This window comes from Bacillus sp. PK6-026, from assembly GCF_054161455.1.
The window spans coordinates 3534922-3551605 of record NZ_CP096418.1 but is presented as its reverse complement, the minus strand read 5'-3'; the positions used below and the strand labels follow the sequence as shown (position 1 = coordinate 3551605).

Genomic DNA, 16684 nt, shown 5'->3' with positions numbered 1-16684 from the left:
GTTCATGCTTTTTTTATTTTGAATGATCTCACGGTCTGGTCCGGCATATTTTTTATAAAATGCTCGGAGGTTATATCTTATGGAACAGACAAAAAAATGGGGCTTCTGGCTTCTTACCGCTTTTGTTGTCGGCAATATGGTCGGCTCAGGGATTTTTATGCTCCCCAGCACACTCGCCCAGACGGCAAGCCCGTTCGGCGTAACGGCGGCATGGCTGGTGACGGGTGCGGGGGTGCTGATGATCGCCCTTGTATTCGGTCATTTATCCATTCGCCGCCCGGATCTTAAAGCAGGTCCGCAAAGCTATGCAAGAGCTTTATTCTCAGACCCTAAAAAAGGGAATGCGGCAGGTTTCACAATGGTATGGGGGTATTGGGTGGCAAGCTGGATCAGCAACGTGGCCATCATTACAAGCCTTGCAGGCTATTTGACGACTTTCCTGCCGATCTTAACTGACGGACGCGAGCTGATTGAACTCGGCGGCCACCCTGTTACACTCGGCCAGCTCTTGACATTTATCGTATGTACAATCTTGTTATGGGGGACGCATTTCATCTTAGTCTCCAGCATAAATGGAGCGGGCAAACTGAACTTTATAGCAACTTTTTCAAAAGTGCTTGGGTTTGTCCTGTTTATTGTTGCAGGTTTGTTCGTTTTTCAGACGGCTTTATTCGAATCATTTTATTTTCCAATCGAATCAGAAGGCAAAAGTATTGGGCTGGGCGGACAGGTTCACAATGCGGCGATTTCAACGCTGTGGGCGTTTGTCGGCATCGAGTCTGCGGTAATCTTATCAGGGCGCGCATCATCCCAGCGCGATGTCAAACGCGCGACGATTACCGGACTGTTAATTGCGCTCGGCATTTATATGGTCATCACTTTAATAACGATGGGCGTCATCCCGCACGATCAGCTCCAGGCATCGGATAAACCGTTCGTTGATGTGCTGCACGTGATCATCGGCAGCTTTGGCAGTGTAATTATGGCGGTCTTGGCAATCGTTTCTTTGTTTGGATCGATGCTCGGCTGGATTTTAATCGGCGCAGAGGTTCCGTATCAGGCGGCAAAGGCCGGTGATTTTCCTGCTTTCTTTGCGAAAACGAACAAAAAGGGAAGCCCGGTTAATTCATTGATCGTCACAAACGTGATGTCGCAGATCTTTATTTTCTCAACGGTTTCGGGAACGATCAGCGAGGCCTTTACGTTTTTAACAACGTCGGCGACGCTCGCTTACCTTGTGCCTTATCTTGTAGCGGCTGTTTTCAGCTTGAAGCTCATCCTCAAAGGGGAGACATACGGCGAACTGAAAGGTTCAAGAACAGGGGACGGCATCATCGCTTTGGCTGCTCTGGTGTATTCTTTATGGGTCATCGTTTCAGGTACGTCTGACTTAACCACCTTTATCTTGGGAATCGGGCTGTTTTTCGTCGGTCTTGCGATCTACCCGTTCGTCTACAAAAAGTTCAAAAATAATCAAGTGTGATAAAGTTCTTTGCCAGCCGGGTCTTTTAGCAGAAGATCGGCTGGCTTTTTGATTCCCGCCGAAATTTTTGATTAAAATTTCCGCTTAGGCCTGTTATACTATAAAATGAAAATGATAATCGTTATCGGTTAAAAAGATGAAAGGAATGGCATCGAGTGAGCTCTTACAAAAACATACATCGTATCAACAGCGCGGATGGCCCTGATGAAGAACAGAAACCGATCATCCGTCCGCTCGGAGCTGTTTTTGTCCTGGCCGGCGGAATCATGCTGCTGCTGTTTGGCGCCGCATTATCGATTGCGCTCGGTGCGGCTGATATAAAGCTTGGAACGGTTTGGGACGCCATTTTTCATTTTGATGCGAAAAATACGGCCCATCAAATTATTCAGGAACTCAGACTGCCAAGGACGGTAAGTGCGGCTCTTGTGGGCGCCTGTTTGGCGGTTTCCGGAGCCGTGATGCAGGGGATGACGAGAAACCCTCTCGCATCGCCGGAAATTATGAGCGTCACGCACGGGTCAGCTTTCGCAATTGCTGTCGCGTTTGCTTTTTTTCCGGGAACCTCATCGGTCGGGCTGATGATCTGGTCGTTTGCCGGCGCGGGTCTCGGAGCGGGACTCGTTTTTGCGATCGGAATGTTTTCAAAAGGCGGTCTTACGCCTGTAAAGCTGGCTTTGGCCGGTACGGCTGTCGGCACGTTTCTGAGCGCTCTTTCTACGAGCATTGCGATCCATTTTGATGTGGCGCGCGACGTCAGTTTTTGGTATGCCGGAGGTGTCGCTGGCACGAAATGGCTCAGCATTCAGTTGTTGGTTCCGGCGGCAGCGCTCGGTTTGGCCGTCGTTTTTGTCATCGCCCGTTCCATTACGGTTCTAAGCTTGGGAGAGGAGCTGGCGAAAGGGCTCGGGCAATATACGAAGACGGTGAAAGCGATCGGAATCGTGTCGGTTGTTCTGCTGACGGGTGCCGCTGTGTCCGTTGCCGGGGCAATCGGTTTTATCGGATTGATCATTCCGCATATTACCCGCTTTCTGGTCGGGGTTGATTACCGCTGGATCATTCCATGCTCAGCGGTGCTTGGCGCCGTCCTGCTGATCTATGCGGATATTGCGGCAAGGCTGGTCAATCCGCCGTTCGAAACACCTGTCGGAGCAGTCACGGCGCTTGTCGGCGTACCATTCTTTCTCTATCTGGCCCGCAGGGAAAGGAGTGGACTGTAATGCTCAAGAAAAACAGCAGACGGGCGGCTGCGGTGATGCTCGTCATGGCCGTGCTGACGGTCGCCGTGTTTTTACTAAGCATGAACATGGGAGAAATCCGCATCGCCCCGCTTGATACATTGAAAACACTGTTCGGTTTCGGAACGCCGCAGGATGAACTTGTATTATTTGAATTCCGTTTGCCGCGCATGGTCCTCGCCATGCTGATCGGTGCGGGAGTTGCTGTCGCCGGAGCCGTCTGGCAGGGGATATCGCGGAATGACCTAGCCGATCCGGGGATATTGGGCATCAATACGGGAGCAGGTTTTGCCGTTGTGCTGTTCATCTTTTATTTTCAGGGGGATGTTGGAAATCTGCAAAAAGGATTCGTTTTTTCCCTGCCGATTTTTGCATTTTTGGGAGCCTGCTTTGCAGTCGTTTCCATCTATTTGCTGGCGTGGAAAAAAGGCTTGAATCCCATTCGCCTCGTTCTGGTCGGCATCGGAGTGAATGCGGCGTTTTCGGCGGCCATCTTAATGCTGCAGCTGAAAATGGACCCGAATGACTTTATGCAGGCGGCTGTTTGGCTGTCAGGAAATATATGGAGTTCAAACTGGAGCTTTGTCTCGGCCGTGCTGCCCTGGATTGTCGTGCTGCTTCCTTTTATTCTCTACAAAGCGCGCTATTTAAACGTGCTGAATCTCGGTGATCAGCTCGCAACAGGGCTTGGAACGGCAGTTGAAAAGGAGCGGCGCATACTGCTTCTGTCGGCAGCCGCGCTGAGCGGCGCGTGTGTAGCGGCTGGAGGGAATATTACGTTTCTCGGTCTTGTGGCTCCGCATATTGCCAGAAGGCTTGTCGGGCCGAAGCATCAGCTTTTAATACCGGCTTCCGCGTTGACCGGAGCATTGCTCTTTTTGCTGGCGGATTTAATCGGAAGGATGATACTGGCGCCTTCGGAAATTCCCGTAGGGTTAGTCATTGCCGCTTTAGGCGCGCCGTACTTTATCTATTTGCTCATGAAAACAAATTAAAGAAGGGAAGGGTGCAAGGTGTCTCTTTCAACAAACAACCTGGGGATCGGCTACGGAGAACAGATGATAGTCGAAAGCTTAAACCTCCACATACCAAAAGGAAAAGTAACGACCATGATCGGTCCGAACGGGTGCGGCAAGTCAACCATATTAAAAACGATGGCACGCATACAGCGTTCTAGAACGGGCGCCGTTTATTTAAACGGCAAAGCGATCCACCAAATGTCGACGAAAGATATAGCCAAACAGATGGCGATTCTTCCGCAGACCCCTGAGGCGCCAGGCGGTCTGACCGTATATGAGCTCGTTTCTTACGGCCGTTTTCCTCATCAAAAGGGAATGGGCAGGCTATCGGCCGATGACCGCCGCATGGTTGAATGGTCTCTCGAAGTGACAGGAATGCTGCCTTTTTATGACCGGCCGATCGAAGCCCTTTCCGGGGGACAGCGCCAGCGCGTCTGGATTGCGATGGCTCTTGCCCAGGAAACGGAGCTCTTGCTGCTCGACGAACCGACAACCTATTTGGACTTGGCGCACCAGCTTGAAATTCTGCAACTGCTGGAAAAGCTCAACAAAGAAGAAGGCCGAACGATTTTGATGGTCATTCACGACCTCAACCATGCCGCCCGCTTTGCCCATCACATGGTGGCGCTGAACTCCGGTGCAATTGTCAAAGAGGGCGCTCCACATGAAGTCATGACATCAGAGGTATTGAAAAAAGTGTTTCAGATTGATGCGGAAATTATTTTAGACCCGCGCACAGGAAAACCGGTGTGCCTGACTTATGATCTATTGAAAAAAGAAGAGGATCAGAGGCTGGCAACCGGCTGACAGACATCAGACGATGTCTGTTTTTTTATTCCATGATTTCGTAAAGTAAAAAATCATTTCTAAAAAAGTTTATTTTTACTTTAAAATCAGAAAACGGGTGCCGATAAAGATATAATAGATGGTAAGATGAGGATATCAAAACATGATATAGACAGAAAGGAAAGAAGGATTTTGGAAAATGCGACAATTTTGATTGTGGATGACGAAGACGCCATTGTTCAAATGGTCAAGCGCGTCCTCACGAAGGAAGGATTTTCAGAAGTGCTGACCGCGAGCAGCGCAGAAGAAGCGCTCGACATCGTGAAAAAGGATACCGTGCACTTAATACTTCTCGATGTCATGATGCCGGGACAGACAGGATTTGATGTATCCCCTGAAATCAGACGGCACACCAACGCCCCGATCTTCTTTTTAACGGCGAAGACATCGGACCTCGATAAACTGTCAGGTTTTGCCTACGGAGCCGATGATTATATTACAAAACCTTTTAATCCTCTGGAGTTAATTGCCAGGATTAAAGCGCATTTAAAAAGAACGTATATACATAAAGAAGTCGCAGCTGCTTCGGTATCTTCAGCCTACGAATATGAACGGTTTACATTTCATCCCGATTTTGCGGAGCTGATCGTGGACGGAGAAACGGTCAGCTGCTCCGCACAGCTTCTCCAGCTTCTGCAATATTTTTGCGATCATCCGAACAGAGTGCTTTCCAAGGACCAAATTTATGAAAAAGTGTGGGGCGTTCCATCTTACGGAGACAGCAACACCGTTATGGTACATATCAGAAAACTGAGGGAGAAAATCGAAAAAGACCCGAGCAGCCCCGAATATATCGTCACGATTCGCGGTCTTGGCTATAAGTTCGTTCCCAATCCTGCAAGAAAAGAGAGCGAAGGATGAAGCTGAGAGGAAAGCTCGTTCTCCATTTTGTCAGCCAGATTTTCCTGATTCTCGGTCTTGTCCTCGCCACTCTGCTGTTATCCTTCATCTTTTTCGCTCTCCGGTTAAGCGAGAGCGAAGCGGATACAGGCTTGGCAAAAGCCACATCAGACACGTTTGAAAGCTGGGTCAGTGTGGATGACAATAATAATTGGCAGATTGAAGATATCTTGAAATCGGCTATCGACAAACAGGGAGGCTGGCTTCAAATATTAGACGGTAAGGAGAAAACCGTTTATTCCTACCGCCTTCCTTCGGAAATTCAGAGGGAGTACCACAGGGAAGACCTCGTATCAGTCTTTGACAAAAAAAGAATCAAAAAATATCAAGTCAACTTCTGGTCTGCCAATTTCAATGGTGAAGACTACGTGATTCTATTCGGATGGGAGTCGAAAAGCGATACGATCCTGTCCTATTTGGAAAAGGAAGAGAAGGATATGGCGGACCTTTCTTCCTATAAAAAAAGCACGCTTGATTTCATTAAGAAAAACAAAGGATCGGTTTATCTGTTCAGCGAAAAAGGGAAAATGTTGAACTCGCTCTATCAGGACATAGATTACAGCCAGGGCATCACTGAGCTGGAACTTTTAAAATACGGATCAAAGCCATGGAACTACGAGCACGAGTTTTCATACAGGCGTTTAAGCGCGACAGAATGGCTGATCGCCGCTACCCCGAACCCGATTTATAATCCGGATCATGAGTTCAACAGGACGATGATCGGGCTCGCTTTAAAAATCGTTCTGCTCGTGATCGGCGTTCTGATCGTATTGATGTCTTCCATGACGATTTGGTATTCTTTTAGATTCGGCATGCCGATCATCCATACGATTAAATGGATCGTCAACCTTTCAAAAGGGCGATTTGAAGAGCCGAGAAATCGGAAAGGCCGCCCGCAAAGCCGGAACAAAAAAGGGAAGCGAAAACAGCCGTACCGGTTGTTCACAGAAGTGTTTGAATCGATGGAGCAGCTGACGGAAACGCTGAAAAAAGACGAACAAAGCCGCAAGAAAATCCAAACGACTCGGGAGGAATGGATCGCGGGGCTCTCCCATGATTTAAAAACGCCGCTCAGCACGATTTACGGCTACAGCATGATGCTGGAGTCTCCAAACTATGAGTGGTCAAAAGAAGAAATCCGTGAAATCGGCCAGGCAATGAAAGAAAAATCGGACTACATGTCACAGCTCATCGAAGACCTGAACTTGACGTACAGGCTGAAAAACGACGCCTTGCCGATTAAACGCCAGACAGTGAGGCTTGTGCCGTTTTTGAAAAGCTTCGTTGAAGAGTTTAAGCGCCATTCGTTTTCGGAGGGGTACAACGTTTCTTTTGAATATACGCAAGAAGATACCGAGTTTGCGATAGACAGAGGCTGGTTCAGAAGAGTCTTGGAAAACCTTCTCGCCAACGCTGTCAAGCATAACAAAAAAGGCACTGACATCAAGGTGACCCTTGAAGAAACCAAGCAATATATTATTCTTAAAATTCAAGACAACGGAAGAGGCATGGACTCGGAAACCGTCTCAAATTTATTTAACCGCTACTATAGAGGAACGCATACAAAAGATGCGACAGAAGGAAGCGGTCTCGGCCTTGCGATTTCTTTGGAACTTGTCCACCTTCACGACGGCTGCATCGCCGTTGACAGCCGGACAGGCCGCGGGACGGAAATTACGATGGAATTTAAGAAAAACCCTAAAGCCGCCAAATAAGCGGTATGAAAAAGAAGAAGCCAAAGGTTATTGCCTTTAGGCTTCTTTTATGTTGAGAAAATAATGGAAAAGAAGGCGAGGTTCGTATAAAATAAGATTAAATGTTAACGTTCACATTGTATTGCGAAAAGAAATGTTCACGTTAACATTTAAATAAAGAAAGGTGGGGATTTTATGAAGCCGTTTTTGAATGACGATTTTCTTTTAACGAATGAAACGTCGAAAGTGTTGTACCACCAGTATGCTAAAGGGATGCCGATCATCGACTACCACTGCCACTTGAACCCAAAGGAAATTTACGAAAACAAAACGTTTAAAAACCTGACCGAAGTATGGCTGTACGGGGATCATTACAAGTGGAGAGCAATGCGGGCCAATGGAATATCCGAGGAGTTTATTACAGGAGATGCGTCAGACGAAGAGAAATTCAGCGCCTGGGCAAGAACGGTTCCGATGACGATCGGAAACCCGCTTTATCATTGGACCCATTTGGAACTGAGAAGGTTTTTCGGCATCGATGAACGGCTTGATGAAAAGAGCGCGCCGCATATTTGGGAGCGGGTGAACAAACAGCTGACCGGAGAAGGGTTCGGCGCCAGAGACTTGATTGAAAAATCAAACGTTGAAACGGTTGTCACGACAGATGATCCGGCAGACAGTCTTGAATATCATATGAAGCTGAAAGATGAAGACTTTAATGTAAGCGTTTTACCCGGATTTAGGCCAGACAAGGCGCTGGAAATCAATCAAGAAGGCTTTGCCGCCTGGGTGAGCAAGCTTGAAGCAGCAAGCGCTATGAAGATAGGAAATTATGACGATTTTTTGAAAGCGCTTAAAAACAGAATTGACTTTTTCCATGAACTAGGCGGACGGATATCGGATCATGCCATCAATCAAATGATGTACACGGAAACAGATGAAAGCGAAGTGCGTCCGATTTTTGCAAAGGTGATGAACGGAGAAGCCGCCTCGCCTGAGGAAGAGTGCAAATTTAAATCCTTTACCCTGCACTATTTGGGAACATGCTATGCGGAGAAGGGCTGGGCGATGCAGCTTCATATTAACGCCCTCCGAAACAACAGCAGCAAAATGTACCGGAAGCTCGGGCCTGATACGGGATATGATGCGATTAATGATCAGGACATCGCAAAGCCTTTGTGCAGCTTTCTCGATTCTCTTGACCGAAAAGACGCGCTGCCAAAAACGATCTTGTATTCTTTAAATCCGCGAGACAACGTCGTGATTTCAAGCCTTTGCGGAAGCTTCCAGGACGGCCGGATACCGGGGAAAATCCAGCATGGCACCGCCTGGTGGTTCAACGATACGAAAGACGGCATGCTCGAACAAATGAAATCGCTCGCCAACATCGGACTATTGAGCCGTTTTATCGGTATGCTGACTGATTCGCGCAGCTTTCTTTCCTACACAAGACATGAATATTTCAGGCGCCTGCTCTGCGATGTCATCGGCACATGGGTTGAAAAAGGAGAAGCGCCGGATGATATCGAGCTTCTGGGACGGATCGTCAAAGGGATCTGCTACGAAAATGCAAAACACTATTTCCAGTTTGAAGTGAAAGATCGTTTGAAAGCTTAGAATCACAAAATGGCTAGCAGAGGAGCTGCTTTTTCATGGAAATATCGACGAACAAACAAACCGAAACAGTCGCCGCTACTCAAGAGAAATTAAGTTTAAAAGAAAAGGTTTCTTACGGTTTTGGAGATTTTGGGAACGGATTTATGTTTGACCTTGGACAGCTCTATCTTTTGAAGTTTTTTACGGATGTTGCCGGTATTCCGGCGGCAGCGGCCGGAGGCATTTTTCTTGTGAGCAAACTTTTTGCCGCTTTTGTCGATCCGATTGTGGGAACATCGATCGACTACAGGAAGAATATCGGGCCGAAAGGCAAATTCAGGCCGTATTTGCTATACGGAAGCTTTGTGCTCGCGATTTTGACGATATTGACCTTCATCTCGCCGAATCTGTCACCGACGGGCAAACTCATATACGCTTATGCGTCATACATGCTTTGGGGCCTCGGCTATTCCTTTGTCAACATCCCTTACGGCTCGCTCGGGGCGGCCATGACGCAAAATTCGGTGGAGCGGACTTCGCTTGCTTCCTTTCGACAGGCCGGCTCGCTGGGCGCCCTGTTTGTGACGAGCATTGTTGTCATTCCGATGATCGTCAGGTTTGACAACCCTGCGGTTGCCTATCCGGTCGTCATGGGGCTGATGTCTTTTCTCGGTGTGTTGTTTTTCTACATTTGCTATAGAAACTGCCAGGAACGGATTGTCGTAAAAGATGAGAAGTACAAACAGGAAAAAGTGACATTCAAAGCAATATCAAAGACGTTTTTTACGAATAAACCGCTCCTTACGCTTATATTCATGACCATTTTTACGATTTCAGCCTATAACCTTAAATCTGCGATGCTGATTTATTTCGCACAGTATAACCTCGGCAACGCCGAACTGATGGCCTACATGAACTTTATCATCATCGGCTCATCCTTTATCGGCGTCATCATGCTGCCGAAGCTCGTGAAGCTGTTCGGGAAAAAGCATACCGCTATTTTGGGGCTCGCGGTTTCCGTCTGTGCGGATCTGATCAATTTTTTCGTACCGGGCAATGTCTTTGTTTTTACGATTCTCGCCAGCATCGCCTTTATCGGCATCAGCATTCCGAACGGTATCACCTGGGCATTTGTATCAGACGCGATCGATTATGGCGAGTGGAGAACAGGGGAACGGAAAGAAGGAACGGTATACTCGCTGTTTAACTTTTCGAGAAAGCTGGCTCAGTCGCTCTCCGGCTTCCTGTCGGGGATCGGTCTCAGCATTATCGGCTATGTGCCGAATGCGACCCAAAAAGCGGGGACGCTGCTCGGCATTAAAGCGATACTCCTTTTGTATCCTGCAGCGGCGCTGACGGCGGCCATTCTCGTTCTCGGCTACCTGTACCGTCTGACAGATCAGAAGCATGCCGAAATGATCGCGGAAATCGAAGCGAGACCATAGCGGAATTTCATTTTCTAAAAAGCGCTTTTGATATGGTAAACTGATGGTAACAACAGCAAGAAAAGGCGGGTAAAAAAACAATGTCAGTAACGATTAAAGATATCGCCAGGCTGGCGAATGTATCGCACACCACAGTATCCAGAGCGCTGAACAATAGTCCGCTGATAAAAGAGAACACGAAAAAGAAAATACTCGACATCGCAGCCGAAATGAATTATAAACCGAATTTTAATGCGAAAAGCCTTGTTACGCAAAAGTCTTTTACGATCGGTCTGTTTTTAACAAGCCTGACAGACGGGACGTCTTCAAGTTTCTTTGCAGACATCCTGCGCGGCGTCAACAAGGTGATCGATGAAAACTATAATATGGTTGTCAGGGGGATTGACGATTATCATGATTTGTCATCCATTCACCGCAACCGCTATGACGGCATGATTTTAATCAGCCAAAGCGAACAGGATCAGGCTTTTATTGAGCATGTCCTCAAACAGAATATTCCGGTCGTCGTGCTGAACAGAAAAATCGAAGGGCACTCCGTCGTCAATATTTTGGCGAATGAACACGAGGGCGCTTTCCTCGCTGCTTCATACTTGATCAAAAACGGCCACAGACGGATCGCCATGGTGCAGGGGAAAGAAAGTTTTAAATCGTCTCAAGAAAGAAAAGGAGGCTTTCTTCGAGCGCTTCGCGACTCAAATCTTGACATGCCCGGCGAATACCTCGTTCAAGGTGATTATACGATGCAAAGCGGCTTTCGTGCGGCTGAAACGCTGCTGAAGCTGAAGAACCCTCCGACTGCCCTGTTTTGCGCCAATGATGATATGGCGATCGGCGCGATGAACGCCCTTTATGCAAACGGGAAACGCTGTCCTGACGATATGTCGATCATCGGCTTTGACGATAGCGGATTTTCGGCGTATACGACACCGTCATTGACGACGGTAAAAAAACCGACGGAAAAAATCAGCATGCTTGGTGCGGAAAGCCTGTTGTCACTGATCGAAAATCCGCAGGCAGAAGGCAGGCAGACGCTCATCGGCACGGAGCTGATCATTCGCAATTCAGTTAAGCATCTATAGCATCATTTTTGATGCGCTGTAAAATGTGAACGTGTGCAAAAATGAGGAGGGAATTGAAATGGAGAGGCTGTCCAAACGGATAAGGTCTAAGCCGAGCCGTCCCGAACGGATTTTGCAAATCGGGGAAGGTAACTTTATGAGGGGGTTTATTGACTGGCAGATTCATAGATTGAATGAAGAAACCGATTTTAACGGCAGCGCCGTCGTTGTGCCTCCGCGCCGCGGCTCAGTAACGGCCTTTCAAGAACAGGATGGGCTTTACACGCTTTATCTTGAAGGCTTCCGGGAAGGACGGGAGGTTCGCGATTCTGCTGTCATTACAACAATCAGCAGAGTCGTCAGCAGCTATGAACACTATGATGAATTTATGAAGCTGGCCGATCTGCCGGATTTGCGCTTTGTCTTTTCAAATACGACAGAGGCCGGCATCATTTATATCGAGGAAGACCGGCTGTCCGACCGTCCGCAGAAGAGCTATCCGGGGAAGCTGACTGCGCTGTTATACAGACGCTACCTGACTTTTCAGGGAAGCAGGGAAAAAGGCCTGGTGATCCTCCCGTGTGAGCTGCTTGAAGATAACGGGAAAAAACTGAAAGACATTGTGCTGCGCTATACGAACGAATGGGCGCTTGAACAGGGGTTCATCGATTGGCTTGAGGAGTCAAATGTGTTTTGCAATACGCTTGTAGACAGGATCGTACCTGGATTCCCGCAAGAAAATGCACACCGGCTTGAAGACGCGGCCGGCTATCGCGATTCTCTGATGGTGACGGCGGAGCCGTATCATTTGTTCGTGATTGAAGGGCCGAAATGGCTTCCAGACGAGCTTCCGCTTCATGAGGCCGGTCTGAATGTCGAGTTTGTCAAAGATGTGACGCCGTACCGGGTGAGAAAAGTGAGAATCTTAAACGGCGCCCATACCGTGATGACGCCGATCGCTTATTTGGCAGGCCTTGAGACGGTTCGTGAAGCGGCTGAAGACGAACTTATCGGATCATTTGTGAAAGAGCTGATTCAGCGTGAAGTGCTCGAGACGATCGATATGCCCGGCAGTGAGCTTGACGCCTATGTGGAAGAGATTCTCGACCGCTTTAAAAACCCGTTTATCCGTCACAAGCTAATCGATATTTCCTTAAATTCCTTTGCAAAATTCAAAGTCAGAAATTTGCCCGTCTTAATGGAATATGCGGAACGAACTGGCAAACTTCCGGCTCGAACCGTATTTGCTTTAAGCGCTTTAATTTATTTTTACCAAGGAAAACGGGAAGATGAGGCCATTCCGCTGTCTGACGACGATGAGGTGCTGGCTTTTCTCAAACGGCTCTGGACAGAAGAGACAGACGTTTCAAACATCGCGTTCCATGTTCTCGGGTTTGAAAAAGTATGGGGGCAAAACCTGAACGACGTTTCCGGGTTGACGGACAAGACGGCTGAATATTTAAGGGACATGAAACAAACGGGAATGAGGAAGGCGCTGAAAAAAATGATGAACAGCCAAATGGCTGAGCTGGGGGACATGTGATGAAAGACTGCTTGATGATCAATCCTCAAGATAATGTCGGCATTGCGTTAAGAGAATTGCAAACCGGTGAAACGGTCACTGCAGGAGAACGGACCATCGTGATCAAGGAAACGATTTTGAAAGGCCATAAGTTTGCTTTAAAAGACATCGCTGAAAATGAAGACGTCATCAAATACGGCTTTCCGATCGGGCACGCCACTGACATGATTCAGACGGGGGAGTGGGTGCATACAAAAAATGTGAAAACGAATTTGGGCGGTGTCGAAGAATACAGCTACAAGCCGAAATTTACGGAAAACCGCTATCAAAAAGAACCGCTCACATTTAAAGGCTTTAAACGAAAAGACGGAAAAACGGGAATCAGAAACGAGCTATGGATCGTACCGACTGTCGGCTGTGTAAATGGCATTGCAGAGCTGATCATCAAAGAATTTAAAGCTGAGGTCGGCTCTATCGTCCCTTTTGAAAGCGTTCACGTATTAAAGCATCAGTACGGCTGTTCACAGCTTGGCGATGATCATATCAACACGAGAACGATTTTGGCGAATGCCGTCAAACACCCGAATGCAGGCGGTGTCCTTGTACTGGGACTTGGCTGTGAAAACAACAGCATCCATGAATTCCGCGAAGCGCTCGGCGATTATGATCACAGCCGGGTCAAGTTCCTGCTTTCTCAAGAAGTATCAGACGAAGTCACGGAAGGCGTCAAACTGTTAAAAGAAATTTATGAGCATGCAAAAGGTGACCGGCGTGAAGATGTCCCGCTTTCTGAACTGAAGATCGGTTTGAAGTGCGGCGGATCTGATGGATTTTCCGGCATTACCGCAAATCCGCTGCTCGGCCGGCTCTCCGATTTTCTGATCGCCCAAGGGGGAACGGCGGTTTTGACAGAAGTGCCTGAAATGTTTGGAGCGGAAACGCTTTTGATGGAGCGGGCTGAAAATGAGGAAGTGTTTCATAAAATCGTCCGCTTAATCAACGATTTTAAACAGTACTTTATCGATCACAGGCAGCCCGTCTATGAAAACCCGTCTCCGGGCAACAAAGCAGGCGGCATTACGACATTGGAGGATAAATCGCTCGGCTGTACGCAAAAAGCCGGCACTTCAAAGGTGACGGATGTTCTGGAATACGGGGACGTTTTGAAAAAGAACGGGTTGAACCTGCTGAGCGCTCCGGGAAATGACCTTGTTGCTTCATCCGCACTGGCCGCTGCAGGGTGTCAAATCGTTTTATTTACGACAGGGCGGGGCACGCCTTTTGGCACCTTTGTGCCGACGATGAAAATTTCGACAAATACAGCGATTTATGAGGCGAAGCGCCACTGGATCGATTTTAATGCGGGAAGGGTGCTCGAAAACCGGTCAGAAGATGACGTTTTGAAAGAGTTGACAGCATATTTGATCGAAGTCGCGGGCGGCAGGCAGCTGAACAATGAGATAAACGATTTCAGGGAGCTTGCGATATTTAAAACAGGCGTTACATTGTAAAGGGGGCGGTAACGTGAGTCTGCAGAAAATAAAAGACGAGATTCTAAAGACGCTGAAGGTTCCGGTATTTCCTGATCGATCATTTGATGTTACAGCGTTTGGGGCTGACGGAAGCGGAAAAAAGGATGCGACGGGAGCGATACAGAAGGCGATTGATCAAGCCCACAAAGCAGGCGGTGGAAGAGTAGCAGTTCCTGAAGGCGTGTTTCTTTCCGGTGCACTCAGACTGAAAAGCAATGTGGAGCTTCATCTTGCACAAGGAGCGGTGATCAAATTCAGTCAGAACCCGGAAGATTATCTCCCCGTTGTGCTGACGAGGTTCGAAGGCGTCGAGCTCTATAATTATTCACCGCTCATCTATGCTTACGAAGCCGAAAATATTGCAATAACCGGAAAGGGCACGCTTGACGGCCAAGGTGATGACGAACATTGGTGGCCGTGGAAAAGGGGAACGAACGGCCAGTCTTCACAGGAAAAAGACCGAAATGCTTTGTTTGAAATGGCTGAGCGCGGTGTCCCGGTCACTGAGCGGCAGTTTGGAAAAGGGCATTATTTGCGGCCGAACTTCATTCAGCCGTATCGCTGCAAAGATATTTTGATTCAAGGTGTCACCGTTTTGAATTCGCCGATGTGGCAAGTTCATCCCGTGCTTTGCGAGAATGTGACAGTGGACGGAATCAAGGTCATCGGACACGGTCCGAATACCGACGGAGTCAACCCGGAATCGTGCAAAAACGTGGTGATCAAGGGCTGCCATTTTGATAATGGAGATGATTGCATCGCCGTCAAATCGGGAAGAAACGCCGACGGCCGAAGGATCAACATGCCATCGGAGAACATTGTCATTGAACATAACGAAATGAAAGACGGGCATGGAGGGGTCACGATCGGAAGCGAAATTTCCGGCGGCGTGAAGAATGTCATCGCCGAGGGAAACCTCATGGACAGCCCGAACTTGGACAGAGCCCTCCGCATTAAAACGAATTCGGTGCGCGGCGGTGTTCTTGAAAACATCTACTTTCACAAAAATACGGTCAAAAGCTTGAAGCGCGAAGTGATCGCCATCGATATGGAATATGAAGAAGGGGACGCCGGAGATTTCAAGCCCGTCGTCCGCAACATTGATGTTGAGCAGCTGAAAAGCATGGGCGGACAATACGGGATCAGGGTGCTGGCGTACGATCATTCTCCAGTCACCGGTCTGAAAGTGACTGATTCCGAGATCGACGGCGTCGATATTCCGATGGAACTGAAACATGTGAAAGACCCTGTTTTTTCGAATCTGTATATTAACGGAAAACGCTATGATTCACACGAAGTCTAAACAGAGATCCTCTGCAGACATGCAGAGGATCTTTCTTTTAACGCGGCGGCGCATCAGCGGTTTCGTTTTTGACCGAGGAAATCAGCAGTTCAATAAACACCCGGCTTGCAGCGCACATATGCTTGTTTTTACGGTAAACGATGCTGATTTCCGTCGTCAAATCCGGCATTTGAATCGGAATCGTCTGAATGGATTTATTTCCAATATCATCGAGATAGCCTTTCGGCAAAATGGTGGCGCCAATGCCTTTACCAACCATGTTCATGATCGATTCCATCGTTGTCATTTCCATGACTGGCCGAGGTTCGAATCCAAACGTGCGGCACTTTTCGTTGATCAGCTGCCGCAAAAAATACGTCTCAGGCAGCAAAATGGATGGAATCTCCCTTAACACGTCAAGCGTGACAAACTGCCGTTTTGCAACCGGATTGTCAATAGGCACTGCGAGGGCGAGCTGCTGGGTAAGGAATGGAACGGTTTCCAGATCACTGTGTTCCACCCGCTGGGCTACAATGCCCAAGTCGAGCTCATTTTGCAGCAGCCGGTCGTAAATATCTCCGGTTCTCAGCCCTAAAACAGACAATTCAATATTGGGGTAGCTGCGGTGAAAGTCGATCACGGTCCGGGGAAGCAAATAATTAACCACGGTCAACAGCGCCCCGATTTTTAGCGTTCCCCTCTTTAAACCTTGGAGCTCGCTGATTGCGTCTTGCGCCTGTGACAGTTCATGAAAGATATTGTAACAGTGCTGAAGCAGAATCTTTCCCGCTTCCGTCATTACGGTGCGTTTGCCTGAACGGTTAAACAAAGGCGTTCCGATTTCATGTTCAAGCAAACGGATTTGCTGGCTCAGCGAGGGCTGAGCGATATTCAGTTTTTCGGCGGCACGGGTAAAATGAAGCTCCCGGCACAATGCCATGAAATATTCCAATTGCTTTAGCTCCAATGCTTTTTCCCCCTCTCCATTATAAAAAACAGACGAAACTCAACGATAGGTTTAACCTATTGTTTTTATAATAACGATTGAATGGTTTTATGATAAGAGGTC

General features: G+C 48.0%; 13 protein-coding genes. 12 read left to right on the top strand and 1 reads right to left on the bottom strand.

Translation table 11 applies throughout. The annotated features are described in order from the left end of the window. The first annotated feature begins 79 nt into the window (after positions 1-79). The 12 genes from M1D59_RS18155 (at position 80) to M1D59_RS18100 (ending at position 15636) form a co-directional block, all read left to right on the top strand. Positions 80-1483: an amino acid permease gene (locus M1D59_RS18155; protein WP_458117565.1), complete on the top strand. Its 1404-nt coding sequence runs from the start codon at positions 80-82 to the stop codon at positions 1481-1483. 155 nt (positions 1484-1638) lie between these two features. Further along, positions 1639-2703 (top strand): FecCD family ABC transporter permease, encoded by a 1065-nt coding sequence (locus tag M1D59_RS18150; RefSeq protein WP_145625324.1) that lies wholly within the window; start codon positions 1639-1641, stop codon positions 2701-2703. Next, positions 2703-3716 carry a FecCD family ABC transporter permease gene (locus tag M1D59_RS18145; RefSeq protein ID WP_020452925.1) on the top strand — a complete coding sequence of 338 codons (1014 nt, stop codon included), beginning with the start codon at positions 2703-2705 and terminating at the stop codon, positions 3714-3716. Before M1D59_RS18150 ends, M1D59_RS18145 begins: the two co-directional genes overlap by 1 nt. Before the next feature lie 63 nt (positions 3717-3779). After that, positions 3780-4547 carry an ABC transporter ATP-binding protein gene (locus M1D59_RS18140; RefSeq protein ID WP_043054605.1) on the top strand — a complete coding sequence of 256 codons (768 nt, stop codon included), beginning with the start codon at positions 3780-3782 and terminating at the stop codon, positions 4545-4547. Positions 4548-4718: 171 nt separating this feature from the next. After that, positions 4719-5447, top strand: a complete 729-nt coding sequence (locus tag M1D59_RS18135; protein ID WP_020452923.1) for a response regulator transcription factor — start codon at positions 4719-4721, stop codon at positions 5445-5447. Next, the gene (locus M1D59_RS18130; protein ID WP_026580100.1) at positions 5444-7201 is read left to right on the top strand and encodes a sensor histidine kinase; all 1758 of its coding nucleotides are present in this window, start codon (positions 5444-5446) and stop codon (positions 7199-7201) included. The genes M1D59_RS18135 and M1D59_RS18130 overlap by 4 nt, the downstream gene beginning before the upstream one ends. Positions 7202-7375: 174 nt before the next feature. After that, positions 7376-8797 (top strand): glucuronate isomerase, encoded by a 1422-nt coding sequence (gene uxaC / locus M1D59_RS18125; protein WP_020452921.1) that lies wholly within the window; start codon positions 7376-7378, stop codon positions 8795-8797. Positions 8798-8832: 35 nt separating this feature from the next. Beyond that, positions 8833-10221 carry a glycoside-pentoside-hexuronide (GPH):cation symporter gene (locus tag M1D59_RS18120; RefSeq protein ID WP_079289215.1) on the top strand — a complete coding sequence of 463 codons (1389 nt, stop codon included), beginning with the start codon at positions 8833-8835 and terminating at the stop codon, positions 10219-10221. 80 nt (positions 10222-10301) lie between these two features. After that, positions 10302-11300 carry a LacI family DNA-binding transcriptional regulator gene (locus tag M1D59_RS18115; protein WP_020452919.1) on the top strand — a complete coding sequence of 333 codons (999 nt, stop codon included), beginning with the start codon at positions 10302-10304 and terminating at the stop codon, positions 11298-11300. Between the two features lie 58 nt (positions 11301-11358). After that, positions 11359-12822 carry a tagaturonate reductase gene (locus M1D59_RS18110; protein ID WP_411202689.1) on the top strand — a complete coding sequence of 488 codons (1464 nt, stop codon included), beginning with the start codon at positions 11359-11361 and terminating at the stop codon, positions 12820-12822. Beyond that, the gene (locus M1D59_RS18105) at positions 12822-14312 is read left to right on the top strand and encodes a UxaA family hydrolase (RefSeq protein WP_095292250.1); all 1491 of its coding nucleotides are present in this window, start codon (positions 12822-12824) and stop codon (positions 14310-14312) included. Before M1D59_RS18110 ends, M1D59_RS18105 begins: the two co-directional genes overlap by 1 nt. Positions 14313-14325: 13 nt before the next feature. Next, positions 14326-15636 (top strand): glycoside hydrolase family 28 protein, encoded by a 1311-nt coding sequence (locus M1D59_RS18100; protein WP_050820786.1) that lies wholly within the window; start codon positions 14326-14328, stop codon positions 15634-15636. Between the two features lie 37 nt (positions 15637-15673). Here M1D59_RS18100 and M1D59_RS18095 read toward each other — a convergent pair whose 3' ends face one another. Next, on the bottom strand, positions 15674-16582 hold the full coding sequence (locus tag M1D59_RS18095) for a LysR family transcriptional regulator (RefSeq protein ID WP_458117564.1): 909 nt from the start codon (positions 16580-16582) through the stop codon (positions 15674-15676). Between the last annotated feature and the right edge of the window lie 102 nt (positions 16583-16684).

What these genes read in the sequence shown, in the direction of transcription:
- M1D59_RS18110 (WP_411202689.1), top strand. Translation starts at nt 11,359, where the DNA reads ATGGAGAGGCTGTCCAAACGGATAAGGTCTAAGCCGAGCCGTCCCGAA.
- M1D59_RS18145 (WP_020452925.1), top strand. Translation starts at nt 2,703, where the DNA reads ATGCTCAAGAAAAACAGCAGACGGGCGGCTGCGGTGATGCTCGTCATG.
- M1D59_RS18130 (WP_026580100.1), top strand. Translation starts at nt 5,444, where the DNA reads ATGAAGCTGAGAGGAAAGCTCGTTCTCCATTTTGTCAGCCAGATTTTC.
- uxaC (WP_020452921.1), top strand. Translation starts at nt 7,376, where the DNA reads ATGAAGCCGTTTTTGAATGACGATTTTCTTTTAACGAATGAAACGTCG.
- M1D59_RS18140 (WP_043054605.1), top strand. Translation starts at nt 3,780, where the DNA reads ATGATAGTCGAAAGCTTAAACCTCCACATACCAAAAGGAAAAGTAACG.
- M1D59_RS18105 (WP_095292250.1), top strand. Translation starts at nt 12,822, where the DNA reads ATGAAAGACTGCTTGATGATCAATCCTCAAGATAATGTCGGCATTGCG.
- M1D59_RS18120 (WP_079289215.1), top strand. Translation starts at nt 8,833, where the DNA reads ATGGAAATATCGACGAACAAACAAACCGAAACAGTCGCCGCTACTCAA.
- M1D59_RS18115 (WP_020452919.1), top strand. Translation starts at nt 10,302, where the DNA reads ATGTCAGTAACGATTAAAGATATCGCCAGGCTGGCGAATGTATCGCAC.
- M1D59_RS18155 (WP_458117565.1), top strand. Translation starts at nt 80, where the DNA reads ATGGAACAGACAAAAAAATGGGGCTTCTGGCTTCTTACCGCTTTTGTT.